This is a genomic window from Kribbella sp. NPDC059898, assembly GCF_042730855.1.
Taxonomy (GTDB): Bacteria; Actinomycetota; Actinomycetes; order Propionibacteriales; family Kribbellaceae; genus Kribbella.
Map to the genome: position 1 here is coordinate 238,072 of NZ_JBHWKR010000003.1, position 21,286 is coordinate 259,357.

The following is a 21,286-nucleotide window of genomic DNA, read 5'->3' on the forward strand; positions in this document are numbered from 1 at the left end:
GGATCCGCCCCACCCATCGGAGGCCTGACCCATGCGACGCATCAGCACGTTCCTGATCACGACCGTGGCCGCGACCGCGGCCCTTGCCCTCAGCGCCGGACCGGCGCTCGCGTCCCCGCCGACCCCGCCGTCGGCGAGCACCGCCGCCACCGAGCTGGCGAGCCTGACCGTGAAAGCGGAGGGCTCGACGACCGGCTACAGCCGCGACCTGTTCCCGCACTGGATCAACCAGTCGGGGACCTGCGACACCCGGGAAGAGGTGCTGAAGCGCGACGGCACCGGCGTGAAGGTCGACAGCAGCTGCCACCCGACCGCGGGCAGCTGGTACAGCGTCTACGACAAGCAGACGTTCACGAACTCGTCGGACGTCGACATCGACCACATCGTGCCACTCGCCGAGGCGTGGAAATCGGGCGCCAACACCTGGACCACGGCCAAGCGCCAGGAGTTCGCCAACAACCTGACGATCTCCCAGCTGATCGCGGTGTCGGCGTCGAGCAACCGCTCGAAGGGCGACAAGGACCCGTCGGAGTGGAAGCCGACGAACACCGCCGTGCACTGCATGTACGCGCGCTACTGGATCTGGGTGAAGTACACCTACAAGCTGTCGCTGCAGTCGGCCGAGAAGACCGCGCTGCAGCAAATGCTCGGCACCTGCTAGTCCTCGAGGAGGTGGCGGCGCTGGGCGTGGATGCCGGCCTGGAAACGGGTCCGGGCGCCCAGCGTCTCCATCAGTTCGGCGACCCGGCGGCCGACCGTGCGGCTGCTCAGCGCGAGCTGCCGCGCGATCGCGTCGTCCTTGAAACCGGCGGCGAGCAGCGTCATCAACCGGGCGTCGGTCGGGTCAGCCTTGGCGGTCGGCACGACCGGCACCGCCTGGTCCCACAGCAGCCAGAACATCTCCATCAACGCATCCAGCAAGGCGCACGGATGGACGACGAGAGCGCTGTCGACCAGCTGGTCGACCGACAGCGGCAGCAGCGCGATCTTCCCGTCGAACACGGCCAGCTTCATCGGGACCTGCGGATGCACCCGTGAGGTCTCGCCCGCGTCGGCCGCGCTGAATGCCTCGTCCACCCCGCCCGGGAGGTCGAGCGAGTCGGGGGAGTAGATGCCGTGTACGACGACCCCCTCGCCGAGGAGCCCGCGGACCGTACTGTCGGACTCGGCGGCCTGGGCGGCGTAGGGCGGGCGGTCGAGGACGAGGAGCTGGTTCCGCGTCCCGTTCAGCAGCTGCGTGAAGCGGGCCGCGATCGCCTCCTGCCCGACGATCACCTCGACCAGGTTCTCCGGCCGGTACCGCTCCTGGGTGCTCAGCTCCGACAGCAGCACTCGGGCCTCGGCGCGGACACGGTCGAGCTCGGCTCGCCGTACGGCGACCAACGCGTCCACCGCGACGTCGGGACGAGTCGGCAGCAGTCGGACCGGGTCGTCGGAGGTACTGGTCAGCAGGCCGAGTTTCTCCAGCCGGCCGACGGTCGCGACCACGTCCTGGACGTCCCGCCCGAGGCGGTCGGCCAACTGCTGGACGTCGCAGCCCGGCGCCGACAGCAGCGCCCGGTAGGCCTCCTCGTCGGACGGCTCCACCCCCACGGACTCCAGCATCCGAACAGGCTATCTCGTTCCCCGGACGGGCTCGACCGGTTTGGCGACTTCACGTCATGGCCGACATACGTCAGTCCCCGAACAGGTGCACGACCCCCTCGGGTGGGGTAAATCTGACGTGCCGGGCGCGCGCGGACCGGACAGGGGACGCCTGGTCAAGCCTCGACGCGCGCGCCCGTCCTGCGCTTGACCCGCAGGTAGCTGCGCCACACGACCCGCTGCAGCAGCAGCGTGAGGACGCCGGCCACCGTCATACCGGCCAGGTTGATCCCGAGCTGCGCCGCGGACCCGCCGATCTGGTGCGGCGCCCAGAGCGCGAGCGACAACGCGAGGTCGCCGGCGGCCGGGACCGTGGTGACCGAGATGAACACGCCGACGAGCGCGTTCCCACGACCGGCCGTCTGCGACAGCACGCCGGCACATCCGGCGAGTACGGCGACCACCGCGGACCACTTGTCCGGCCGCCAGATGAACCCGGTCAACGGACGCGCCGCCGTCACGTCGTGCACGTCCACCCATCCGGCCGCACGAGCCAGCAGCGCGGCGATCGCGGTCAGCGCGATCGCGAGCACGAACCCCTTGACCAGCAGTACGAACGACGCCCGCGTGAGCCCCCGTTTCCGCAGGAACAGCCCGACGGCGAGCGCCGCGACCACCCCGAACTCCGGCCCGACCACCATCGCGCCGACCACCAGGATCGCGGAGTCGGTCACCACCGCGACCGAGGCGATCATCGTCGCCAGCGTCAGGAACGCGTAGTACACCCACGACCCGCCGGCCTCGTTGTACGCCTGGTCGACGACGGCGTCCCAGATCACCGCGTCGTCGGGAGCGCCGGGTGCCGCCTTTTCCGCGGCCTGGGCGTTCCGGGACGGGGCCGAGTCGACGGCGGACAGCGCGACCGCGCCGTCGTCGTACAGGCCCTCGGTCTTCAGGAAGCCGAGGATGTCGGAGGTCGCCTCGCGGGTCACGTCGCACTCGACCACGTCGCCGTCGGGCCGGCGGGCGGCGCCGGGCAGCCGCACGATGCTGGTGACCCGCGGGTCGTCGACCAAGGTCTCCAGGACGTGTTCGCTGCGCTCCGGCGGAACGATCAGTCGTAGGTGCATCACGCGCGCCATGATGCCGCAACCCGCGCGTTCGGGGTTCTCAGGTGGCTCTCAGCTGCGATCATGGACGTTACGGATCCGGTCTGAAGGAGGCACGATGAGTGACGCCGCCGTGGTCGAACGTCCCGAGCTCAAGCGGGTGATGGGTCCGGGGCTGCTGCTGCTCTTCGTCGTCGGGGACATCCTCGGCACCGGCGTGTACGCGCTGACCGGGAAGGTGGCCGGCGAGGTCGGCGGCGCGGTCTGGCTGCCGTTCCTGTGCGCGTTCGTGGTCGCGATGCTGACCGCGACCAGTTACCTCGAGCTGGTCACGAAGTACCCGAAGGCCGGCGGCGCGGCGGTCTACACGCACAAGGCGTTCGGAATCCACTTCCTGACGTTCCTGCTGACGTTCGCGGTGATGTGCTCCGGGCTCACGTCGGCGTCCAGCGCGTCCAAGGCGTTCGCGGCGAACTTCTTCTCGGCCGCGCACCTCGACCCGGACCGCGGCGCGCTGCTGATGATCACCGCGCTCGGCTTCATGACGCTGATCGCGCTGGTCAACCTGCGCGGCGTCGGCGAGAGCGTCAAGGCGAACGTCGTCCTCACCTGTGTCGAGCTCAGCGGCCTGCTGATCGTGATCGGGCTGGGCGCCTGGGCGCTGATCGGCGGCGACGGCGACACCTCGCGGCTGACCGACTTCAAGGTGCCGGCCGGGGAGTCGCCGTTCGGTGCGGTGACGGCGGCGACCGCGCTGGCGTTCTTCGCGATGGTCGGGTTCGAGGACTCGGTCAACATGGCCGAGGAGACCAAGGACCCGGTCCGGATCTTCCCGCGGATGATGTTGATCGGGCTGAGCATCACCGGCGTCATCTACGTCCTGGTCGCGATCTCCGCGGTCGCGCTGGTCTCGCCGGACGAGCTGAACAAGGGCGCCACGCCGCTGCTCAAGGTCGTCCAGGCCGGCGCTCCCGGGTTCCCGCTCGAGGTGTTCGCGTGGATCACGATGTTCGCGGTGGCGAACTCGGCGCTGATCAACATGCTGATGGCGAGCCGCCTGCTGTACGGGATGTCGCACGAGCGCGTGCTGCCCGGCCCGCTCGGACGCGTCCTGCACAAGCGGCGCACGCCGTACATCGCGATCCTCTTCACCACGCTGCTCGCGTTCTTCCTGATCGGGTACGCCGACCTCGCGGCCCTCGGCGGTACGACGGCGTTCCTGCTGCTGTGCGTCTTCGCGGTCGTGAACGTCGCGGTGCTGGTGCTGCGCCGGGACAAGGTCGAGCACAAGCACTTCCACGCGCCCACCGCGCTGCCGATCGTGGGCGTGGTCCTGTGCGTGTACCTGGCGAGCCCGTTCTCCGGGCGGGACGCGGCGGACTACAAGATCGCCGGCTGGCTGATGATCGTCGGGGTCGGGCTGTGGGCGTTGACGTGGCTGCTGAACAAGTACGTGTTCAAGCGGCACGCCGACTTCGATCCGACGCACCTCGATCCGCAGGGACCGGTGAACTGACGAGCGCGGCGAGGACGACCGTCGCCAGGGCTGCCAGTCCGGTGGCGACGGCGATCCAGCCGAGGGTCCGGTAGCCCGCGCCGGCGTCGAGCGCGAGGCCGCCGAGCCACGGGCCGACGGTGATGCCGACATTGAACGCGGAGAAGTTCGTGGCGGTCGCGAGCGTCGGCGCGTCCCCGGCCAGGCTGAAGACGCGGGCGTTCAGGGCCGGGTTCGCGGCGAAGCCGAAGGCGCCCAGGAAGACGATGACGCCGATCGCCAGTACTGCGAGGTGCGCGGTGAGGGCCAGTACGGCGGACAGCGTGACGAGTCCGGTGATGCTGATGAAGAGCGTGTGGAAAGGGAGCGCGTCGGCGAAGCGACCGCCGACGGTGATCCCGACGAACGACCCCAGACCGTACAGAGCAAGGACTCCCGGGACGGCGGCCGGCGGGAGCTGGGTGGTCTGGGTCAGCAGCGGTGCCAGGTAGCTGAAGACGACCAGGATCGTCGCGGTGACCAGCGCCGTGGTGGCGAACGCCAGCCAGAGGCGGGTGTTGCCCAGGGCGCGCAGTTCCTCGCGGAGGCGTGGTGTGGTGGCGGGGTCGGGTCGGCCGGCCGGGACGGTGGTGACGACGCCGGCCATCGCGAGTACGCACAGGCCGGCGACGGTCCAGAACGCCGACTGCCAGCCGAAGTGCTGACCGAGCACGGTGCCGAGCGGCACGCCGACGATCGTGGCGATGGTGAGTCCGCCGGTGACGACGCTCATCGCGCGGGCGCGGGCGTTCGATGGGACCAGTGCCACGACCGTGACCGCGGCGACCGACCAGAACCCGGCGTACACGAACGCGCCGACGATCCGGGTCGCGAACAGTACGGCGTAGCTGGTCGTCAGGGCGCCCACGACGTGCGTGCCGGCGAAGATCGCCAGGAAGACGAGCAGCGCCGTACGCCGGGACCAGGTGAGCGTGACGACCGCGAGCACCGGGGCGCCGACGAGCATTCCGGCCGCGAACGCGGAGATCAGCAGGCCGGCCTCCGGGATCGAGACGTGCAGGTCAGTGGCCAACTCCGGGAGCAGCCCGGCGAGCATCAGCTCCGACGTGCCCTGCGCGAAGATGCTCAGGCCAAGGACGTAGACCGCGATCGGCATCGTTCCCCCTCACTCGACGAGTGCCACTCGCAGTATCGCAGACGTCACGTTCCGCTGTCGCCGCGCCTGTCAAGGCCTGCGACTTGGCCGGATGCGGCAGAGTTGAGGTATGAGCTTCCAGACCCCGGCGAAGCGGACGGGGCGGACCGTGGACACCGCGAAGGTCGGTGGTGGGCTGAAGCTGCTCGCGGGGCTGGTCGGGCTGATGTGGCTGATCGAGGTCATCGACACCGCGATGAACGGCGACCTGAACCAGTACGGGATCATCTCCCGGCAGCCGCGCGGCCTGGTCGGGATCCTCACCTCGCCGTTCCTGCACCTGGGGTTCGGGCACCTGATCTCGAACACGCTGCCACTGGTCACGCTCGGTGCGCTGATCGCGGTCAGCGGCGCGGCCCGGCTGGCCTCGGTGACCGCGATCGTGACGGTGCTGGGCGGGTTCGGGACCTGGCTGATCTCACCGCCGAACGTGATCACGATCGGCGCGAGCGGCCTGGTCTTCGGGTACGCGTCGTACCTGATCGTCCGCGGGCTGTTCAACCGGCGGATCGGTCAGGTGCTGGTCGGGATCGTGGTGATCATGGTGTGGGGGAGCGCCCTGCTGACCAGCCTGCTGCCGCAGGACGGCATCTCCTGGCAGGGCCATCTGTGCGGCGGCATCGCCGGGCTGTTCGCGGCGTGGGTGCTCGCGGACGACAAGCAGGTCCGAACTAAGTGAGCGTGCTCGGGTCGGTGTTCGCGCCGCAGACGACCACCACGACGCGCTCGCCGTCGGCCGGTTTGTAGGCGCCTGAGGCGAGTGCCGCCCAGGCGACGGCTCCGCCGTGTTCGGTGGCCAGGTGGTACGCGGTCCACAGCTGCTTGCGGGCGGCAACGATCGAATCGTCGTCGACCAGGACGGACTGTACGTGATGGCCCTGGACTGCCTGGAAGGCGAGATCGCCCAATCTGCGGGCGCCTAGGGAGTCTGCGGCGACGCCGCCGACGGGTCCGTCGGTTGGATGTTGTGCGTGGAGGGCGCGGTTCATCGTGGGGGCGAGGGCGGGCTCTACGCCGATGATCTGCGCGTTGTCGCCGATCGCGGTCGCGATGCCGGCGATCAGTCCGCCGCCACCGACGGCGACCAGGACGGTGTCGAAGTCGTCGACCTGTTCGAGGATCTCGAGGCCGACCGTGCCCTGACCGGCGACGACCTCGGGCTGGTCGTAGGCGTGCACCAGCAGCGCCCCGGACTCGCTCTGCGCCTTCAGTGCGGCTTCGTACGCAATCGCGTACTCGGTGCCGACCTGCACGATGTCCGCGCCGAGCGTCTGCAGCTTGCCGAGCTTCGCGGCCGGAGTCGTCTCGGGCACGAAGATCCGGGCCGGTACGCCGAGTTCGCGCGCGGCGTACGCGGCCGCGAGCCCGTGGTTGCCGCCGGACGCGGCCACGATGCCCTGACCGCCCAGCTCGCCGTTCTCCTTCGCGGTCAGCAACCGGTTGAACGCGCCTCGCGGCTTGAACGACCCGGTGTGCTGCAGCAGTTCGAGCTTGAACGTGACGCCCGGCGCCACCTCGATCACCGGCGTACGCCGGACCCGCCCGGCGATCCGCTGCGCGGCCTGCTGTACCTCGTCGACACTTACCGTCATGCCACAACCCTGCCACGATGGGGAACAGCCGACGGTTGGGAGGCCCTGCCCATGGGCGTGTACGACGAGAGTTATCGCCGGAGCCTGGACGACCCGCACGGGTTCTGGCTGGCGGCGGCCGAGGCGATCACCTGGACGCGGCCGCCGGCCCGGGCCCTCGACGCGAGCGCCGCACCGATCTTCCGGTGGTTCCCGGACGGCGAGCTGAACACGTCCTACAACGCGCTCGACCGGCACGTCGAGGCCGGCGCCGGCGAGCGCACCGCACTGATCTACGACTCACCAGTGACCGGCGGCTCGGCGACCGTCACCTACGCTCAGCTGCGCGACGAGGTCGCTCGGTTTGCGGGCGCACTCAGCTCTCTCGGTGTTAGCAAAGGTGACAGGATCATCGTCTACATGCCGATGATCCCGGAAGCGGTCGTCGCCATGCTCGCCTGCGCCCGCCTCGGCGCGATCCACTCGGTCGTCTTCGGCGGCTTCGCGCCCCGCGAGCTCGCCGCCCGGATCGAGGACGCCGGCCCGAAGGTGATCGTCGCCGCGTCCTGCGGGATCGAGCCGTCCCGAGTGGTCGAGTACAAACCGATCATCGACGAAGCGCTGACGATCTCGTCGCACCAGCCCGCGCACACGATCGTCCTCCAGCGTCCGCAGGCCGAGGCACAACTGGGGGAGCGCGACCTCGACTGGGCCTCGCTGGTCGCCGAGCCGGCCGAACCGGTGCCGGTCGCCGCCACCGACCCGCTCTACATCCTCTACACGTCCGGTACGACGGGACGCCCGAAAGGCGTGGTCCGCGACAACGGCGGGCACGCCGTCGCGCTCGCCTGGACGATGCGGAACGTGTACGACATCGGCCCGGGCGACGTGTGGTGGACGGCCTCCGACGTCGGCTGGGTGGTCGGCCACTCGTACATCGTCTACGCGCCGCTCCTGGTCGGCGCGACGACGGTCCTGTACGAGGGCAAGCCGGTCGGTACGCCGGACGCGGGCGCGTTCTGGCGGGTGATCTCCGAGCACGGCGCGAAGGCGTTGTTCACCGCACCGACCGCGATCCGGGCGATCAAGAAGGTCGATCCCGAGGCGGCCGAGCTGGCGAAGTACCCGATGGACACGTTCCGGACGTTGTTCCTGGCGGGGGAGCGGCTCGACCCGGAGACGTACCACTGGGCGCACGAGCACCTCGGCGTACCGGTCGTCGACCACTGGTGGCAGACCGAGACCGGCTGGCCGATCGCCGCGAACCCGCGCGGGCTCGAACCGCTGCCGACCAAGCCGGGCTCGGCGACCGTGCCGATGCCGGGGTGGAACGTGCAGATCCTCGACCTGAACGGCAAGGAACTGCTGCCGCACGAGGAGGGCTCGATCGCGATCAAGCTGCCGCTGCCGCCCGGCGCGCTGCCGACGCTGTGGGGTGACGACCAGCGCTACATCGACAGCTATCTGAAGGAGTACGACGGGTACTACCTGACCGGGGACGGCGGCTACATCGACGACGACGGCTACATCTTCGTGATGGGCCGTACCGACGACGTGATCAACGTGGCCGGGCACCGGCTGTCGACCGGTTCGATCGAGGCGGTCGTCGCAAGCAATCCGGCCGTGGCGGAGTGCGCGGTCATCGGGGTGCATGACGCGTTGAAGGGGCAGCTGCCGCGGGCGTTCGTCGTACTGAAGGCCGGTGCGACGGTCACCGACGACGTACTGCGGGACGAGTTGGTGGCCGCCGTACGGCGGGAGATCGGGCCGGTGGCGGCGTTCCGGGACGTGTCGGTGGTGGACGCGCTGCCGAAGACCCGGTCCGGGAAGATCCTGCGCCGGACGATGCGTGGGATCGCCGACGGCCGCGACGAGCCGGTGCCGTCGACGATCGAGGACGCCGCCGTCCTCGACGCGCTACGCCCGGTCCTGCGCGGCGGCCAGGAAGGCTAGGACGGCGGGGCTCGCGACCTCGCGGAACTCGTGGAAGTACGCGTGCCGGGCGCCTTCGATCAGCTCGGCACGCGCGTTCGGGATCCGGCCGGCGAGGAGCTGGGCGTTGGCGACCGGACTGAAGACGTCGTCGGTGCCGTGCAGGATCAGCGTCGGCGCGGAGATGCTCGGCAGGCCGTTCCACGCGTCGTGCTTGTTGCTCGCGACGAGGTGACGGCCCTTGGCGTACGGCGGCATGCTCTTGTCGCCGAGGACGTAGTACGGACCGGGGTTGTTCGCGAGCCAGGCCGGTGTGTACATCAACTCCAGCAACACCTGGTCGGTTCGTGCGGGGTCGGCCAGCGCCTTGCGGATCTCCTGGCTGCGTTCGTACCCGTGGACCGCTCCGGGTGAGGTGCAGCCCAGGACGAGCTTGCCGACCCGCTCCGGTGCGTCAATCGCGAGCCATTGCGCGACCCGTCCGCCCATCGAGGTCCCATAGATGTGTGCGGTGCTCAGCCCGAGACCGTCCAGCACCGCGGTGACGTCCTGCGCGAACGCCCGCGTGCTGTACAACTCGTCGGGCTTGTCGCTGTCCCCTGTACCTCTCCAGTCCAGGGTGATCGTCCGGAATTCCCTGTCGAAGTCCGTTCGTACCGGATCCCACCATGTGTGGTTGTTCGACTGACCGGCCAGCAACACAAGTGGTTGCCCTTCGCCCCGAACCTGATAGGCGATCCTGGTCCCGTCGGCAGCTGCGGCGTGTGGCACAGAGATAGTGTGCAGGTATGCGAGTCGTCATTGCGGGTGGACACGGACAGATCGCGCTGCGCCTGACCCGGCTGCTGAGCGCCGACGGTCACCAGGTGGTCGGCATCGTGCGCAACCCGGACCATGAGGCGGACATCGCCGCGGCCGGCGGACAGGCCGCCGTACTCGACCTGGAGCAGGCCGGCGCCGCGGCCGTGGCCGACGTACTGCGTGGTGCCGACGTCGCGATCTTCGCGGCGGGCGCCGGCCCGGGCAGCGGGAACGCCCGGAAGGACACCGTCGACCGCGGGGCGGCCGCGCTGTTCGCGGACGCCGCGGAGCAGGCCGGCGTACGGCGGCATCTCCAGGTCGGCTCGATGGGCGCGGACCGGGCCGAGTCGCTGACCGACGACTCGACGTTCACGGTGTACCTGAAGGCGAAGTGGGCGGCCGAGGAGGACCTGCGCGCCCGCGACCTGGACTGGACGGTACTTCGCCCCGGCAGCCTGACCGACGATCCGGGCACCGGCCTGGTGCACCTCGCCGACAAGACCGGGAACGGCCGGATCACCCGGGACGACGTCGCGCTGGTGCTGGCCGGCCTCTGCGGCACCCCGGCCGCGATCGGCCGCACCCTCGAACTCGTGGCCGGCGACACCCCGGTCCGCGACGCCCTGCAGAACCTCTAACGTTGCCACAAGCAACAGAATGTGACGGGACGATGGCAGACACACTCCGCCAGGTCAGCTTCGAGCGCGTGGCGAACAGCAGCTACGAGGTGACGAACGCCCGCGGCGGCAGCATCCGGGTCGGCTCCGGCGGCGACGACACCGACTTCACCCCGGTCGAGCTGCTGCTGGCCGCGATCGGCACCTGCTCGGCGATCGACGTCGACATCGTGGTCAGCCGGCGCGCGGAGCCGACCGAGTTCAGCGCGGTGGTCAAGGGCGACAAGATCCGCGACGCCGACGAGGGCAACCGGATGCAGAACCTGGCGATCGAGTTCACCGTGCACTTCCCCGAGGGCGAGGACGGCGACAAGGCCCGCGAGGCACTTCCGCGCGCGGTGAAGATGTCCCACGACCGCCTCTGCACCGTCAGCCGCACCGTCGAACTCGGCACCCCGGTCACCACCACGGTCACCGACTGAGGACGTCGCGCAGCCGCTGCGCGTAGGCCTTCGGGTGGCTCAGGTTGCCGTTGTGGCCGCCCGGGAAGGTTTCGAGGTCCTGGCCGAGCAGTTCAGCCAGGACCTTCGCGCACCGGTAGTCGAAGACGGTGTGCGGCGTCGTCGTACCCGCCGCCGCGACGATCCGTGCGCCGGCGGTCCCGATGCTCGCCGGGTCGAGTTCGTCGGTGGCCGCGGCGGTGAAGTCGTGGCGGATGAAGTAGTCGAAGTTCGCGATCCGGTTCGCGTCCATCGGGAAGCCGGTACGGCCGGGTTCGCCGTTCGCCGGGTCGATGCCGAGTGCGCGCGCGATCCGCGGGACGGTGGCCTGCAGGCCGTGGGCCAGGTAGTGCGCTCGCAGTTCGGCGAGTTCCTCGCGGTGCGGGGCCGGGTCGGGGAGGAGCCACGGCGCGATCGGTTCGTGGGCGATCAGCGTGTGCAGCTGACCCGGATGCTTCACGGCGACATGCAGGCCGATGACGGCTCCGAGGCTGCAGCCGAGCATGGCGACCGGCTCGTCGGTGAGGTGCTCGAGCAGCTGATGGACGTCGTCCGCGTGGCCGGCGATCGTGGTGGCGTCCGACGTCCTGCTCCGGGAGAGGCCGCGCCGGTCGTAGGTCAGGACTGTGTAGTGGTCCACGAGGTGCCGGGCGAGATCCGTGGTGCGGTCGGCGTCGCCTTCACCGCTCTGCGAGATCAGCAGCAGCGGTCCGGTGCCTTCGAGTTGGTAGTGCAGGTCTGTCATGTCCTGAACTATATCTAATTCGATGTATCGAATGTGATGTAGATTTGGTACGTGAACGGAGTGGAGCTGTTCCTGCTCGGGCGGGTGCTGATGAAGATCGGCGAGGACGCGTTGCCGGAGCCGCCGGGCGGTGCGGGCAGGTACGCCGGGAGCGCGCGGATGGTGCTGATCGTCGCGAGCGACGTCGCCGGGCATCCGGAGACCGCGGTGGGGGAGATCGCCGCGCGAACGGGCCTCCCGCAGAGCCAGGTCTCGACCGCGGTCGCCCGGCTGAAGGAAGCTGGCGCCGTCGTCACCACCACCGATCCCACCGACCGCCGCCGCGCCTTGGTCAGCCCGGCGTCGACCGTGTCCGACCGGCTCGCCCAGGTCCGGGCCAGCAGCATCGAGCCGGCGTTGGCCGCCACTCTCGGCACGGACGACCCGTCCCGCCTCGCCGCCGTCACCACCGCGCTGGAGCAACTCTCCCGCGAGTTCCTCACCGAGCGCTGAGGAACTCCGACGGCGCTCGGAGGCGGGTGTGCAGGAGGCTCTGGGTACTGCGGCTGTCGAGGCGGATGTCCGACAGTGCGCCTGGTTCGGACGGGAGGGTGTCCGGGTCGAGGCCGTCGCGGGTGGCGATCAGGCGGCCCAGGTCGTGGCGGCTGAGCGGTTCGGGGCCGGCGACGTGCGTGACGCCTGCGACGTCGACGAGTAGAAGTTCGAGCAGCGCGGACGCCAGGTCGGTGACGTGGATCGGGCAGCGGATGTTCGCGGTGTAGAACGTACCGGGCTCGCCGGCCGCGAGACGTCGTACCCGGCGTTCTTCCACCGAGGCGCCGTCCGAGCCGATGATCAGCGACGTACGGGCGATGACCGCGTCCGGGCGGAGTGCGCAGACGGCGGTCTCGGCCGCTGCCTTGGCGGCGCCGTACGGCGTGGTCGGGCACGGCTGCTCGGACTCGCGGTACGGCGTACCGCGGGAGCCGAACACGGCGTCGGTCGATACGAACACGAGCCGCACCTCCTCGGCCGCGAGCGCGACGTTGACCGCGCCGGTCGCGGTGGTCGCCCAGTCGTCCTGCTTGTACGCGGTGTGGATGATCCCGTCCGGCGCGACCTCCCGGATCACGTCGCGGACCTGTTCGGGCCGCCGTACGTCCAGCTGAACGCCGCCCGGGACCGGCTGCGAGTGGTACGCCGGGACGACGTCGTGCGGCGCGACCCGCAGGAGTTCCCGTCCCAGGAGTCCCGCGGCGCCGGTGACGAGCAGCCTCACATGACAACCCTATGGCGTTCGAGCCGCCAGCCGGCGGTCCGCGTGGCGCGCTTCACCTCGGCCACCGTCCGTACCTTGCGCGGCGACTTCCACGCCTGCGACGGCTTGTGCAGCATCCACCCGTCGCCGATCGTCAGCCCCGCATGCTCCACCAGCCCCTCGGCGTTCCGCCACACGAAGACCGTGCCCGGTACGTCGTCCCTCCCGCCCCGCTCGGTGTGCGCCGCCAGCCACTCCTCGAACGGCTCGCGCACCATCCACACGTGCTCAGCGCCCTCCACCCCACACGCCGCCATCACCGTCCCGAAGCAGTTCGGCCCACTCCCATCCGCAAACGTCCCCGCCAACTCCCGCACCCGCGGCAACTGCAGCGGCCAATGGCGAACCTCCGCATGCCTACTCGGTCCTAGGTCCTTGCTGACGATGCCCGGCAGTACCGCCTTCGGATCCCGCAGCAAGGACTTCCACCACACGAACCGATGCCCGTCCGCCTGCTGCCGGACGCCGTCGCCGACAACGTCGACCCACCGCTTCACGGTCGGCACGGACCCACGCCCGTAGTTCACCTGCGCACGCACCAACGTCGCCCGGGTCGCCTTCGGCAGTTCGCCGTACGCCGCCTCGCTGAGCCAGGCCGTCCGCGCCGCCTTCCGGTCGATCGCGTAGATCCAGTAGGTGTCGCGGTCCTCGCGGTTCGGCTCGCGGTCGTCGGTGCCGAGCTGCCACGCCGTCGCCTGATTCTGCGTGAGGAAGAACGGCTGCTCGTCCGGCGCGAGCCAGTCGACCCAGCGGTCGAGCAGGTCGGGGGAGACGGCGATACCGAGGACGGTCAGCATCGGGACACGCTCTCATCCTCAGGGTTGTTCGGCCACCGGCTTTTGCGGGCCGCGGTACCGCTGCGTCTGCGAGTAGACGAGGTTGGTCGTCGTACTGCCGAAGTCGGTCAGCTCGTTGACCAGCTCCTCCAGGTGCGGCATCGACGCCGCGGCCACCTTCAGCGTGTAGCAGTCGTCGCCGGTGGTCCGCAGGCACTCGAGGATCTCGCCGCGCTCGGTCAGCAGCCGGAGCAGCGGCTCGTGCTTGTTGCCCGGGTACTTGAGCCGTACGACGGCCAGCACCGGGTAGCCGACCTTCGTCAGGTCGACCTCGGCGCGGTACCCGGTGATCACGCCGATCGACTCCAGCCGGCGGACCCGCTCGGTGGTCGCGGACGCGCTCAGGCTCACCCGCCGGCCGAGCTCGGTGAGGGACAGCCGGGCGTCGGCCTGCAGCTCGTCGAGGATCGCCCAGTCGGTCGGATCGAGACTCTCGGTCATCCGGCCAATCTACCGGTGATTCCACGGCTCTTCGCCTGATGCACCGTGAGGAATCTCTTCAGGCGGACGCCTTCACCTGGATAGCCTGATGGGCATGGAACTCGGGGTGAACGTGCCGAACTTCGGGCCGGGGACGAACCCGGCCCGACTGCGGGACTGGGCCCGGATCGTCGAAGGGCTCGGGTACGACCTGCTGATGGTGTCGGATCACGTGGTCGTCACGCCGGACGTCGCGGAGCAGTACCCGGAGCCGTTCTACGAGCCGTTCACCACGCTGAGCTGGCTGGCCGGGATCACCGACCGGGTCCGGCTCGGCACCACGGTGCTGATCGCGCCGTACCGGCATCCGTTGCTCACGGCAAGGATGACGGCGAACCTGAACGCGCTCAGCGGCGGCCGGCTCGTGCTCGGTGTCGGCGTCGGCTGGGCGCGGCAGGAGTTCGAGGCTCTCGGCGCCGACCACGCCGCCCGCGGCCGCCGTACCGACGAGGTGCTGGCGGAGCTGGAGGGTCTGGTCCCGTTGTGGGTGGGCGGCAGCAGTACGGCGGCACTCCGGCGGAGCGTGCGGTACGCCGACGCGTGGCACCCGCTGCGGCAGACTGTTCCCGAGTTGCGGTCGGGCCTGGCGCGGCTCCGGGCGTTGGCGGCGGAGGCAGACCGGCCGGTGCCGGGGTTCGCGCCGCGGATCCTGCTCCGGCTGACCGGCGACCCGCTGCCGGACGACGAGCGGATCGCGGGCGAGGGATCGGTCGACCAGGTACTGCGGGACCTCGCCGTACTGCGGGAGCTCGGCGCCGGGAGCGTCGTACTCGATCCGTTCGTCGGCGATCCGGCGGAGACCGAACGGCCGGAGACGGCGTGGCAGGCGTTGGCAACGATTGTGGAGAACTGGAGACGACGTGACACCTGAAGCAGAAGGATTCCTGCGCCGAGCGATCGCGCTGGCCGTGGCGTCGCGGGAGGCCGGCGACCCGCCGTTCGGCTCGCTGCTCGTCGGCCCGGACGGCGACGTGCTCGCGGAGGACCACAACACCACGACCAGCGAGAGCAACATCAGCTTCCACCCGGAGCTGAAGCTGGCGGTGTGGGCCGCGCAGCACCTGACGCCAGAGGCAGCAGCCGGCACGACGATGTACACGAGCTGCCAGCCATGCGAGATGTGCTCAGGCGCCCTGGCTCGCTCCGGCCTGGGCAAGGTCGTGTTCGCACTGTCGGGGGAGCAGCTGAACGGCCTGAAGACCACAGGCAACTTCACAGGCGTGCCGCTGGAAGGCCCTGCGCTGTACGACGAGGCCCGGGTCCCCGTGGACGGTTACTACAGCTGATGGAGGTAACGAAGCCGGCCCTGCCCGCACTGCGACTGGAGGTCACGTCTGGGCAGCGCATCCTGCTGCGCCAGCGGGAGCAGGTCGTACTACTGGCCAAGGGCGACCTGCACACCTACGGGCTCGACGTCTACCGGACGGGTCTCTACGAGTCGCCATTGCCGCCATTGCATGCTGACCTGGTGCGACGCGAGCCTAGCTGGACGCACAGGTACCAGGAGTGGCTGCGGGCGTCCGAGGCCGGGCCCTTGCACGCAGGGAGTTGGGCGTTGGAGGCGCGGCCGCTTCCGGCGTACAGCATGCGCAGCGACCTGGTCCGGGAGTACCCGGCGGCGTACCTCGACTGGTTCGGTGACGGCTGGAACGGGCTGTTGCCGCTGCGTGAGCTGCCGCCGGACGACGCCGGGCGGGTGAAGGCGTACCGCAAGCAGGCTGCGGACGGCACGCTGCCGCCGGTGCTGCTGTGGTGGGTGAGCGCGCTCGACGGCTGGCTGGTCCTTGACGGGCATTGCCGGCTCGTGGCTGCTCAAGCGGAAGGAATCGAGCCGCCGGTCGTGCAACTGTCGTTGGCGATGCCGCCCGGCGAGCACGCCGAGGTGATCCGTTCGGCGACCGAGCAGCACGAGCAGACGATGGCCTCCGTCGAGCGGGAGGTGGCGGCCGGGAGGCCCGGCGCCGAGCGGGTCGCGGATCAGCTGGTGCGTGCGTTCGCGAGTCTGGTGTCGGACGGTTTCGCGGTCCGTACCCGCGGGTGGCCGCTGCCCGGCGGCGTGCCGGAGTGGGATCGGCTCGCCGCGGCGTACGAGTGGCAACGGGACTGAGCGGGGTCCCGGTCGCGGGACCCCGCCGTACTCACTTGATCTTCGCGAGGCAGAGCGTGTAGTCGGCCTTCTCGTCGACGTACGTCGCGTCGGCGTTGTCACCGCACTGGCTCTCGTCGGTGGAGTTGAGCTTGTCGATGACCCGGTACTCCGCGTCGGACGAACTGCAGTCGACGACCTTCACGTCCGGGCTGCTCGACGTGCCCTTGTTGACGACGCAGGCGCCGACCTGGGCCTTGTTCTCGACCGAGTTCAGATTCGTGACGATCAGCAGCGCGATGACCGCGAACGGCACCAGCAGCATCACGATCGCCGGGCGCTGGAACAGCGGCTTGCCCGGATCCATCGGCCGGCCCGGACCCGGCGTCGGCTCCGGGAGCTTCTTGAACTTCTGCATCGGGCCGATGTTCATCAGCATCGTGATCGGGTTGATGATCGACGAGCCGATACCCCACCAGCCCTGCCAGAGGCTCTTCGAGGTCATGTCGCGGACCGATGCGACACCGCAGGTCCGGCAGAACGGGCCCTGCAGCTTGAGGAAGCGCATCAGGATGATCATGCCCTGGTGGCCGCGGACGGTCGCCTCGGCCGCGGGGTAGCCGCCGCAGAAACGGCAGACCATCTGGCCCTGCGGAGCGTACGCCTGCTGCGGGAACGACTGGCCCTGCTGGCCCGGGTACTGGCCCTGCTGACCGGGCTGCTGGTACTGGCCGTACTGCGGAGCCTGCTGGCCCGGCTGACCGGCGTACGGCTGCTGGTACGGCCCGGGCTGGCCCTGGTACTGCGGGGCTTGCTGGCCGCCGTACTGCTGGCCCTGCTGCTGGTCCTGCGGGCCGGGCTGGCCGTACTGCGGGAACTGCTGCGGTGGCGGGCCGTAACCGTCCGGCTGACCTGAGTACGGGCCTTGCGGCGGCTGGGGAGGGGATGTGGTCACGAATGGTTCCTGAGGCTTGATCGGGACACGCTGAACCATGGCACCTTACTCACCCGGGTGGTCCACCGAGGCATACCGGTTGGTCAATTCCCGGCCAAGACGTGCCAGCTCGGCCTGTACCGACGGTGGATCGACGACTTCGATCGACCCGCCCCAGCCGGCCAGGTGCTGCGCGATCATCAACGGCGTCGGCGCGGTGACCCTCACCCGGACGCGGTCGCCGACCGTGCCGTCCAGCTCGCAGTTGCGGCCGAGCCGGTCCTGCATCACCCAGACGAACCGCTGGTCCATCAGCACTGTTGCCGTCAGCCCCGATCGGCGTTCCTCCATCCGTTCGACGATCTCGGCCCAGGCCGATGACAGTTCGAAGTCGGCCGGTCGCTCGAAGGAGTCGCCAGTCGGTTCGGCGGTGTCGATCCGGTCGACGCGGAATGTCCGCCGACCGTTGGCCGTCCCCGCGATCAGGTACCAGACGTCGTCCTTGTCGACGAGCCCGAGCGGGTCGACGACACGTTCGGACGGGTCGCGGCCGCGGCCGGAGTAGACCAATCGGACGCGTTCGCGGCGTACGACGGCGTCCTGCAAGCGGCGTACCAGCTCCGGCCGTTCCTTCACGTGTTCACCCCAGCGCGCCGGGTCGATGACGACTGCCTCAGCGGCTGCCTGCGCGTGCTCCCGGAAGGTGTCCGGCAGCGCGCGGACCAGCTTGCGGAGCGCGGCCTTCGCGTCCGGGGCGATCGACGCCGCGGGGCCGACGAGCAGGAACAGCGCCTGTGCCTCGGTCGCGGACAGGCCGCTGAGATCGGTACGGGCGCCGCCGACCAGCTGCCAACCGCCGTTCCGACCGGGCTGTGGATAGACCGGGATGCCGGCTGTGGACAACGCCTCCAGATCACGGCGCGCGGTCGCCACCGAGATCTCCAGCTCCGCCGCGACCTCGGCCGCCGTCACCCGCCCGCGGGCCTGCATCAGCAACAGCACCGCCACCAACCGATCCGCCCGCACCCGTCGATCCTCCCAGACTGGGCTACCCTCGGAACCGGACGGACTTCTTCCGGAATGGTGGACGATGGCGTACGACGTGAGCCCGACCGCGCGCACCCTGATGGTGCTGGAGCTGATCCAGAACCGGCCCGGCATCACCGCGGAACAACTCGGCGACAAGCTCGGCGTCTCCGAACGCGCCGCCCGCCGGTACGTCGCGATCCTGCGCGAGGCCGACATCCCGATCGAGTCGATGCGCGGACCGAACGGCGGCTACCGGGTCGGCCGCGGGCTCCGGCTGCCGCCGCTGATGTTCAGCCCCACCGAGGCCCTCGGACTGGTGATGGCGATCCTCGAAGGCCCGCGCGGTACGGCGGACCCGGTCGAGACCGCGCTCGGCAAGATCATCCGCGTCCTGCCCGAACCCGTCGCCCGCGCCACCGACGCCGTCCGCCGGGTCAGCGCCCGCGGCCCCGATCCCGGCGCCCGGACGCCCGACCCGGAGATCACCGCCGCGCTGGTCTCGCACAGCACCGAGTGCCGCCGGATCACCATCCAGTACCGCCGCCACCAGAGCGAGTTCCCGATGGACGTCGACCCGTGGGCGGTCGTCGTACGCCGCGGCCGCTGGTACCTGCTGTGCTGGTCCCACACCAAGGACGCGCAGCGGGTCCTCCGTGTCGACCGGATCAGCCGCGTCGACCCTCAACCCACCGACTTCACCCCACCCGCCGACCTCGACCCGCTGGCGATGGTCGAGGAGCACCTGGCGATGGGCTGGAAGTACCCCATCGAGGTCGAGATCGACGCCTCCCGCGACGACACCGCCTGCTGGATCCCCCGCAGCATGGGCCGCCTGGAACCGATCGACGAAACCCACACCCGCCTCCTCGCCAGCACCGACGAGCCCACCTGGTACGCCGCCCAACTGACCGCCATCCAGGCCCCCTACCGAATCCTCGCCGGCCCCGAACTCCAATCCGCCTCCCGCACCCTCTCCCAACGCCTCCTAGCCGCCAGCACCCTCACCTGATGCTCACCTGGGCTCAGACAACCGCCTCGCCCTACTCACCCGCGGCATACTCGGCGCGGCACTCACCGGCCACGGGTATCGCGGTCGACAGACTGTCGGGTGGAGGCGTGGCACTGGAACGCTCGTACGTCGGGCGGCCGGTGTTTCGGGTGAGCGGACGACTTCGTAGGAGCGGCTGTGAACGAGATCGAGTTTGTGGGGGAGATTTGGTACTGGCGGGGGCCGGCGCCCTGGTATTTCGTGACGGTGCCGGAGGAGGAGTGTGGGTACTTCGAGGCGGAGGCGGGGCAGGTTTCGTACGGGTGGGGGATGATCCCGGTGATCGCGGAGATCGGGGGGAGTGTGTGGGCGACCTCGATGTTTCCGAAGGACGGGCGGTACCTCCTGCCGGTGAAGGCCTCGGTGCGGAGGGCGGAGGATCTGGACGACGGCGACATACCGACGGTGCGGCTGCGGTTGCGGCACTGAATTGTCGGCGGACCCGGCTAGCGTTCGCGTCGTACAGGTTCAGGTGAAAGGAGCGGCGCATGTCCACGCTGTCCGAGCGGCCGAACACGGCTCTCTTGGTGGTCGACGTACAGACCGGTGTCGTCGGTGAGGCGTACGACCGGGACGAGGTGGTCGCCAACATCGGCACCCTGATCGGCAAGGCGCGGGCCGGGGGAGTGCCGGTCGTCTGGGTCCAGCACTCCGGGGAAGGCCTCGCGAAGGACTCCGACGAGTGGCAGCTCGTCCCGGAGCTGTCCCGCGACGACTCGGAGGCCCTTGTCCACAAGACGTACGCCGACTCGTTCGAGGCGACCGACCTGGAGCAGGTGCTGGCCGACGCCGGCATCGGCCACCTGGTGGTCAGCGGTGCGCAGACCGACGAGTGCATCCGCTCGACGATCCACGGCGCGATGGTCCGCGGGTACGACGTGACGCTGGTCGGCGACGCGCACACCACCGAGGACCTGTCCGAGTGGGGCGCGCCGACGCCCGACAAGGTCATCGCCCACACCAACCTCTACTGGGCCAACCACCGCGCGCCCGACCGTACCGCAGCCGTGAAGCAAACCGACGAGGTCACCTTCTGACCGGGGGCGGCACCGGTTGACCCAGCGTCAGGGTGTGCGGAGTGGACCGGCGAGGAGGGCGGCGGTGCCGGACTCGGCGAGCCAGTCGGCCAAGGTACGGAGGCCGGGGTGGATCACCCGGAGCGCCTCGATGTCCGCGTGCCACCGCTGGCCGGCGCTCCAGCGTTGACGGGTTTCGGCGATCTCCGGGTTGAGCGCGGCGGCCTCGTCCTGGGTGAGCTGTTCGTACCGCAGCGGGACTCCGGTCGCCTCGGCGATCGCGGCGACGGCCTCGACCGGGGTGAGTTCGTCGCCGGCCAGCTCCAGCGTCCGCCCCGCGAACCGCTCCGGCTGTTCGAACGCAAGTGCGGCGAACACCGCGATGTCCTCGACGGCGATGATCTGCAGCGGCTCGTCCGGTGTGAAGAGGTGCCGGTGGACCCCGTCAACGAAGCCGTCGAGCCCGAGCCCGGGAGCCGCCAGGTAGTTCGTCATGAACCGCACCGGGCGGAGGACGGTGACGAGCGGGAGGTGCTCGCGTAGGTACTGCTCCGTACGCCGCTTCCCTGGTGCCGCGAACGCCTCACCGGACGTCGAGGCGACGCCGGTGAACACCACGTGCCGAACTCCCACGGCCGCCGCCGCATCAGCCAACGCCCGACCGCGGGCGAATTCCAGTTCGGGGTTGCTCCCGTCCGGCCCGTAGACAGCCGGCGGTACGGCGAACAACCCGCCCGCCCCCTCCAACGCCGGCACCAGCGTCGACGGCTCGTCGAAATCCGCAACGACCAATTCAGCACCCGCAGCCGCGAGCGCCTCGGCCGCCGGCGCCGCCTTGTCGCGCACCAACGCCCGTACCCGCCACCCATCCGCCAGCAAGCGGCGAGCGGTAGCCCCACCCTGGCGCCCAGTAGCCCCGCTGACCACGACTGTCGTTCCGGTCATGTCGTCCCTCTCGTTCCAGCATTCAGGAGATATCTGGAATACTTGAACCCGGTTGAGCCGCGGCAC

26 protein-coding genes are annotated in these 21,286 nt (G+C 70.0%); 14 read left to right on the forward strand and 12 right to left on the reverse strand.

The window, feature by feature from the left end:
* Window positions 1–31 precede the first annotated feature (31 nt).
* A complete protein-coding gene (locus ACFV9C_RS11245; RefSeq protein ID WP_380192689.1) occupies window positions 32–661 on the forward strand; it encodes an HNH endonuclease family protein in 630 nt (209 codons plus the stop codon).
* Here the strand turns inward: ACFV9C_RS11245 and ACFV9C_RS11250 are convergent.
* A complete protein-coding gene (locus ACFV9C_RS11250) occupies window positions 658–1,605 on the reverse strand; it encodes a transcriptional regulator TrmB (RefSeq protein ID WP_380192691.1) in 948 nt (315 codons plus the stop codon). The two genes, ACFV9C_RS11245 and ACFV9C_RS11250, sit on opposite strands and share 4 nt — an antisense overlap.
* Before the next feature lie 155 nt (window positions 1,606–1,760).
* Window positions 1,761–2,714: a DUF389 domain-containing protein gene (locus tag ACFV9C_RS11255; protein ID WP_380193540.1), complete on the reverse strand. Its 954-nt coding sequence runs from the start codon at window positions 2,712–2,714 to the stop codon at window positions 1,761–1,763.
* 97 nt (window positions 2,715–2,811) lie between these two features.
* Here ACFV9C_RS11255 and ACFV9C_RS11260 point away from each other — a divergent pair, with 97 nt between their 5' ends.
* Window positions 2,812–4,209, forward strand: coding sequence for an APC family permease (locus tag ACFV9C_RS11260; RefSeq protein ID WP_380192692.1), 1,398 nt, complete (start codon window positions 2,812–2,814; stop codon window positions 4,207–4,209).
* On the opposite strand, the gene ACFV9C_RS11265 is transcribed toward ACFV9C_RS11260, so the two are convergent.
* The gene (locus ACFV9C_RS11265; RefSeq protein WP_380192693.1) at window positions 4,151–5,344 is read right to left on the reverse strand and encodes a Cmx/CmrA family chloramphenicol efflux MFS transporter; all 1,194 of its coding nucleotides are present in this window, start codon (window positions 5,342–5,344) and stop codon (window positions 4,151–4,153) included. The two genes, ACFV9C_RS11260 and ACFV9C_RS11265, sit on opposite strands and share 59 nt — an antisense overlap.
* Window positions 5,345–5,453: 109 nt before the next feature.
* Between ACFV9C_RS11265 and ACFV9C_RS11270 the strand changes: the two genes are divergently transcribed.
* Window positions 5,454–6,062: a rhomboid family intramembrane serine protease gene (locus ACFV9C_RS11270; RefSeq protein ID WP_380192694.1), complete on the forward strand. Its 609-nt coding sequence runs from the start codon at window positions 5,454–5,456 to the stop codon at window positions 6,060–6,062.
* On the opposite strand, the gene ACFV9C_RS11275 is transcribed toward ACFV9C_RS11270, so the two are convergent.
* Entirely contained in the window at window positions 6,055–6,975 is a 921-nt protein-coding gene (locus tag ACFV9C_RS11275; protein WP_380192695.1) for a threonine/serine dehydratase, read from the reverse strand. The two genes, ACFV9C_RS11270 and ACFV9C_RS11275, sit on opposite strands and share 8 nt — an antisense overlap.
* Before the next feature lie 51 nt (window positions 6,976–7,026).
* Here ACFV9C_RS11275 and ACFV9C_RS11280 point away from each other — a divergent pair, with 51 nt between their 5' ends.
* Window positions 7,027–8,907 (forward strand): propionyl-CoA synthetase, encoded by a 1,881-nt coding sequence (locus ACFV9C_RS11280; protein WP_380192697.1) that lies wholly within the window; start codon window positions 7,027–7,029, stop codon window positions 8,905–8,907.
* On the opposite strand, the gene ACFV9C_RS11285 is transcribed toward ACFV9C_RS11280, so the two are convergent.
* Window positions 8,872–9,657 carry an alpha/beta fold hydrolase gene (locus ACFV9C_RS11285; protein WP_380192698.1) on the reverse strand — a complete coding sequence of 262 codons (786 nt, stop codon included), beginning with the start codon at window positions 9,655–9,657 and terminating at the stop codon, window positions 8,872–8,874. The two genes, ACFV9C_RS11280 and ACFV9C_RS11285, sit on opposite strands and share 36 nt — an antisense overlap.
* A 17-nt stretch (window positions 9,658–9,674) precedes the next feature.
* On the opposite strand from ACFV9C_RS11285, the gene ACFV9C_RS11290 reads away from it, so the two are divergent.
* Both ACFV9C_RS11290 and ACFV9C_RS11295 read left to right on the forward strand, forming a co-directional pair.
* Window positions 9,675–10,325 (forward strand): SDR family oxidoreductase, encoded by a 651-nt coding sequence (locus ACFV9C_RS11290; RefSeq protein WP_380192699.1) that lies wholly within the window; start codon window positions 9,675–9,677, stop codon window positions 10,323–10,325.
* 32 nt (window positions 10,326–10,357) lie between these two features.
* On the forward strand, window positions 10,358–10,786 hold the full coding sequence (locus ACFV9C_RS11295) for an OsmC family protein (RefSeq protein WP_380192700.1): 429 nt from the start codon (window positions 10,358–10,360) through the stop codon (window positions 10,784–10,786).
* Here the strand turns inward: ACFV9C_RS11295 and ACFV9C_RS11300 are convergent.
* The gene (locus tag ACFV9C_RS11300) at window positions 10,776–11,549 is read right to left on the reverse strand and encodes an alpha/beta fold hydrolase (RefSeq protein WP_380192702.1); all 774 of its coding nucleotides are present in this window, start codon (window positions 11,547–11,549) and stop codon (window positions 10,776–10,778) included. The genes ACFV9C_RS11295 and ACFV9C_RS11300 overlap by 11 nt on opposite strands.
* A gap of 51 nt (window positions 11,550–11,600) precedes the next feature.
* On the opposite strand from ACFV9C_RS11300, the gene ACFV9C_RS11305 reads away from it, so the two are divergent.
* Window positions 11,601–12,041: a MarR family transcriptional regulator gene (locus ACFV9C_RS11305; protein ID WP_380192704.1), complete on the forward strand. Its 441-nt coding sequence runs from the start codon at window positions 11,601–11,603 to the stop codon at window positions 12,039–12,041.
* Here the strand turns inward: ACFV9C_RS11305 and ACFV9C_RS11310 are convergent.
* From ACFV9C_RS11310 to ACFV9C_RS11320, 3 genes are read right to left on the reverse strand one after another with little or no spacing between them, the layout of a single operon-like run.
* Window positions 12,028–12,807: an SDR family oxidoreductase gene (locus ACFV9C_RS11310; protein WP_380192706.1), complete on the reverse strand. Its 780-nt coding sequence runs from the start codon at window positions 12,805–12,807 to the stop codon at window positions 12,028–12,030. The genes ACFV9C_RS11305 and ACFV9C_RS11310 overlap by 14 nt on opposite strands.
* Complete coding sequence (locus ACFV9C_RS11315; RefSeq protein ID WP_380192708.1) at window positions 12,804–13,643, reverse strand: hypothetical protein; 840 nt, start codon at window positions 13,641–13,643, stop codon at window positions 12,804–12,806. Before ACFV9C_RS11315 ends, ACFV9C_RS11310 begins: the two co-directional genes overlap by 4 nt.
* Window positions 13,644–13,661: 18 nt before the next feature.
* Entirely contained in the window at window positions 13,662–14,123 is a 462-nt protein-coding gene (locus tag ACFV9C_RS11320; RefSeq protein ID WP_380192709.1) for an Lrp/AsnC family transcriptional regulator, read from the reverse strand.
* A gap of 94 nt (window positions 14,124–14,217) precedes the next feature.
* Between ACFV9C_RS11320 and ACFV9C_RS11325 the strand changes: the two genes are divergently transcribed.
* From ACFV9C_RS11325 to ACFV9C_RS11335, 3 genes are read left to right on the forward strand one after another with little or no spacing between them, the layout of a single operon-like run.
* On the forward strand, window positions 14,218–15,033 hold the full coding sequence (locus ACFV9C_RS11325; RefSeq protein ID WP_380192710.1) for an LLM class flavin-dependent oxidoreductase: 816 nt from the start codon (window positions 14,218–14,220) through the stop codon (window positions 15,031–15,033).
* The gene (locus ACFV9C_RS11330; protein ID WP_380192712.1) at window positions 15,023–15,448 is read left to right on the forward strand and encodes a nucleoside deaminase; all 426 of its coding nucleotides are present in this window, start codon (window positions 15,023–15,025) and stop codon (window positions 15,446–15,448) included. The genes ACFV9C_RS11325 and ACFV9C_RS11330 overlap by 11 nt, the downstream gene beginning before the upstream one ends.
* Window positions 15,448–16,269: a hypothetical protein gene (locus ACFV9C_RS11335; protein WP_380192713.1), complete on the forward strand. Its 822-nt coding sequence runs from the start codon at window positions 15,448–15,450 to the stop codon at window positions 16,267–16,269. Before ACFV9C_RS11330 ends, ACFV9C_RS11335 begins: the two co-directional genes overlap by 1 nt.
* 31 nt (window positions 16,270–16,300) lie before the next feature.
* Here the strand turns inward: ACFV9C_RS11335 and ACFV9C_RS11340 are convergent, their stop codons facing one another.
* Window positions 16,301–16,816: a hypothetical protein gene (locus ACFV9C_RS11340; RefSeq protein WP_380192714.1), complete on the reverse strand. Its 516-nt coding sequence runs from the start codon at window positions 16,814–16,816 to the stop codon at window positions 16,301–16,303.
* Window positions 16,817–16,834: 18 nt separating this feature from the next.
* Here ACFV9C_RS11340 and ACFV9C_RS11345 point away from each other — a divergent pair, with 18 nt between their 5' ends.
* On the forward strand, window positions 16,835–17,164 hold the full coding sequence (locus ACFV9C_RS11345; RefSeq protein WP_380192715.1) for a hypothetical protein: 330 nt from the start codon (window positions 16,835–16,837) through the stop codon (window positions 17,162–17,164).
* 84 nt (window positions 17,165–17,248) lie between these two features.
* Here the strand turns inward: ACFV9C_RS11345 and ACFV9C_RS11350 are convergent, their stop codons facing one another.
* Window positions 17,249–18,208, reverse strand: coding sequence for a helix-turn-helix transcriptional regulator (locus tag ACFV9C_RS11350; protein ID WP_380192717.1), 960 nt, complete (start codon window positions 18,206–18,208; stop codon window positions 17,249–17,251).
* Window positions 18,209–18,272: 64 nt separating this feature from the next.
* On the opposite strand from ACFV9C_RS11350, the gene ACFV9C_RS11355 reads away from it, so the two are divergent.
* The 3 genes from ACFV9C_RS11355 (at window position 18,273) to ACFV9C_RS11365 (ending at window position 20,296) form a co-directional block, all read left to right on the forward strand.
* Window positions 18,273–19,220 carry a helix-turn-helix transcriptional regulator gene (locus tag ACFV9C_RS11355; RefSeq protein WP_380192719.1) on the forward strand — a complete coding sequence of 316 codons (948 nt, stop codon included), beginning with the start codon at window positions 18,273–18,275 and terminating at the stop codon, window positions 19,218–19,220.
* A 177-nt stretch (window positions 19,221–19,397) separates the two neighbouring features.
* Entirely contained in the window at window positions 19,398–19,688 is a 291-nt protein-coding gene (locus ACFV9C_RS11360; RefSeq protein ID WP_380192720.1) for a DUF1905 domain-containing protein, read from the forward strand.
* 59 nt (window positions 19,689–19,747) lie between these two features.
* A complete protein-coding gene (locus ACFV9C_RS11365; RefSeq protein ID WP_380192722.1) occupies window positions 19,748–20,296 on the forward strand; it encodes an isochorismatase family protein in 549 nt (182 codons plus the stop codon).
* Between the two features lie 27 nt (window positions 20,297–20,323).
* Here ACFV9C_RS11365 and ACFV9C_RS11370 read toward each other — a convergent pair whose 3' ends face one another.
* Entirely contained in the window at window positions 20,324–21,220 is an 897-nt protein-coding gene (locus ACFV9C_RS11370) for an NmrA family NAD(P)-binding protein (protein WP_380192723.1), read from the reverse strand.
* Window positions 21,221–21,286 lie beyond the last annotated feature (66 nt).

Coding starts and splice junctions, on each gene's coding strand:
- ACFV9C_RS11245 (WP_380192689.1), top strand. CDS start 32: ATGCGACGCATCAGCACGTTCCTGATCACGACCGTGGCCGCGACCGCG.
- ACFV9C_RS11250 (WP_380192691.1), bottom strand. CDS start 1,605: ATGCTGGAGTCCGTGGGGGTGGAGCCGTCCGACGAGGAGGCCTACCGG.
- ACFV9C_RS11255 (WP_380193540.1), bottom strand. CDS start 2,714: ATGCACCTACGACTGATCGTTCCGCCGGAGCGCAGCGAACACGTCCTG.
- ACFV9C_RS11260 (WP_380192692.1), top strand. CDS start 2,812: ATGAGTGACGCCGCCGTGGTCGAACGTCCCGAGCTCAAGCGGGTGATG.
- ACFV9C_RS11265 (WP_380192693.1), bottom strand. CDS start 5,344: ATGCCGATCGCGGTCTACGTCCTTGGCCTGAGCATCTTCGCGCAGGGC.
- ACFV9C_RS11270 (WP_380192694.1), top strand. CDS start 5,454: ATGAGCTTCCAGACCCCGGCGAAGCGGACGGGGCGGACCGTGGACACC.
- ACFV9C_RS11275 (WP_380192695.1), bottom strand. CDS start 6,975: ATGACGGTAAGTGTCGACGAGGTACAGCAGGCCGCGCAGCGGATCGCC.
- ACFV9C_RS11280 (WP_380192697.1), top strand. CDS start 7,027: ATGGGCGTGTACGACGAGAGTTATCGCCGGAGCCTGGACGACCCGCAC.
- ACFV9C_RS11290 (WP_380192699.1), top strand. CDS start 9,675: ATGCGAGTCGTCATTGCGGGTGGACACGGACAGATCGCGCTGCGCCTG.
- ACFV9C_RS11295 (WP_380192700.1), top strand. CDS start 10,358: ATGGCAGACACACTCCGCCAGGTCAGCTTCGAGCGCGTGGCGAACAGC.
- ACFV9C_RS11300 (WP_380192702.1), bottom strand. CDS start 11,549: ATGACAGACCTGCACTACCAACTCGAAGGCACCGGACCGCTGCTGCTG.
- ACFV9C_RS11315 (WP_380192708.1), bottom strand. CDS start 13,643: ATGCTGACCGTCCTCGGTATCGCCGTCTCCCCCGACCTGCTCGACCGC.
- ACFV9C_RS11320 (WP_380192709.1), bottom strand. CDS start 14,123: ATGACCGAGAGTCTCGATCCGACCGACTGGGCGATCCTCGACGAGCTG.
- ACFV9C_RS11325 (WP_380192710.1), top strand. CDS start 14,218: ATGGAACTCGGGGTGAACGTGCCGAACTTCGGGCCGGGGACGAACCCG.
- ACFV9C_RS11335 (WP_380192713.1), top strand. CDS start 15,448: ATGGAGGTAACGAAGCCGGCCCTGCCCGCACTGCGACTGGAGGTCACG.
- ACFV9C_RS11340 (WP_380192714.1), bottom strand. CDS start 16,816: ATGCGCTTCCTCAAGCTGCAGGGCCCGTTCTGCCGGACCTGCGGTGTC.
- ACFV9C_RS11355 (WP_380192719.1), top strand. CDS start 18,273: ATGGCGTACGACGTGAGCCCGACCGCGCGCACCCTGATGGTGCTGGAG.
- ACFV9C_RS11365 (WP_380192722.1), top strand. CDS start 19,748: ATGTCCACGCTGTCCGAGCGGCCGAACACGGCTCTCTTGGTGGTCGAC.
- ACFV9C_RS11370 (WP_380192723.1), bottom strand. CDS start 21,220: ATGACCGGAACGACAGTCGTGGTCAGCGGGGCTACTGGGCGCCAGGGT.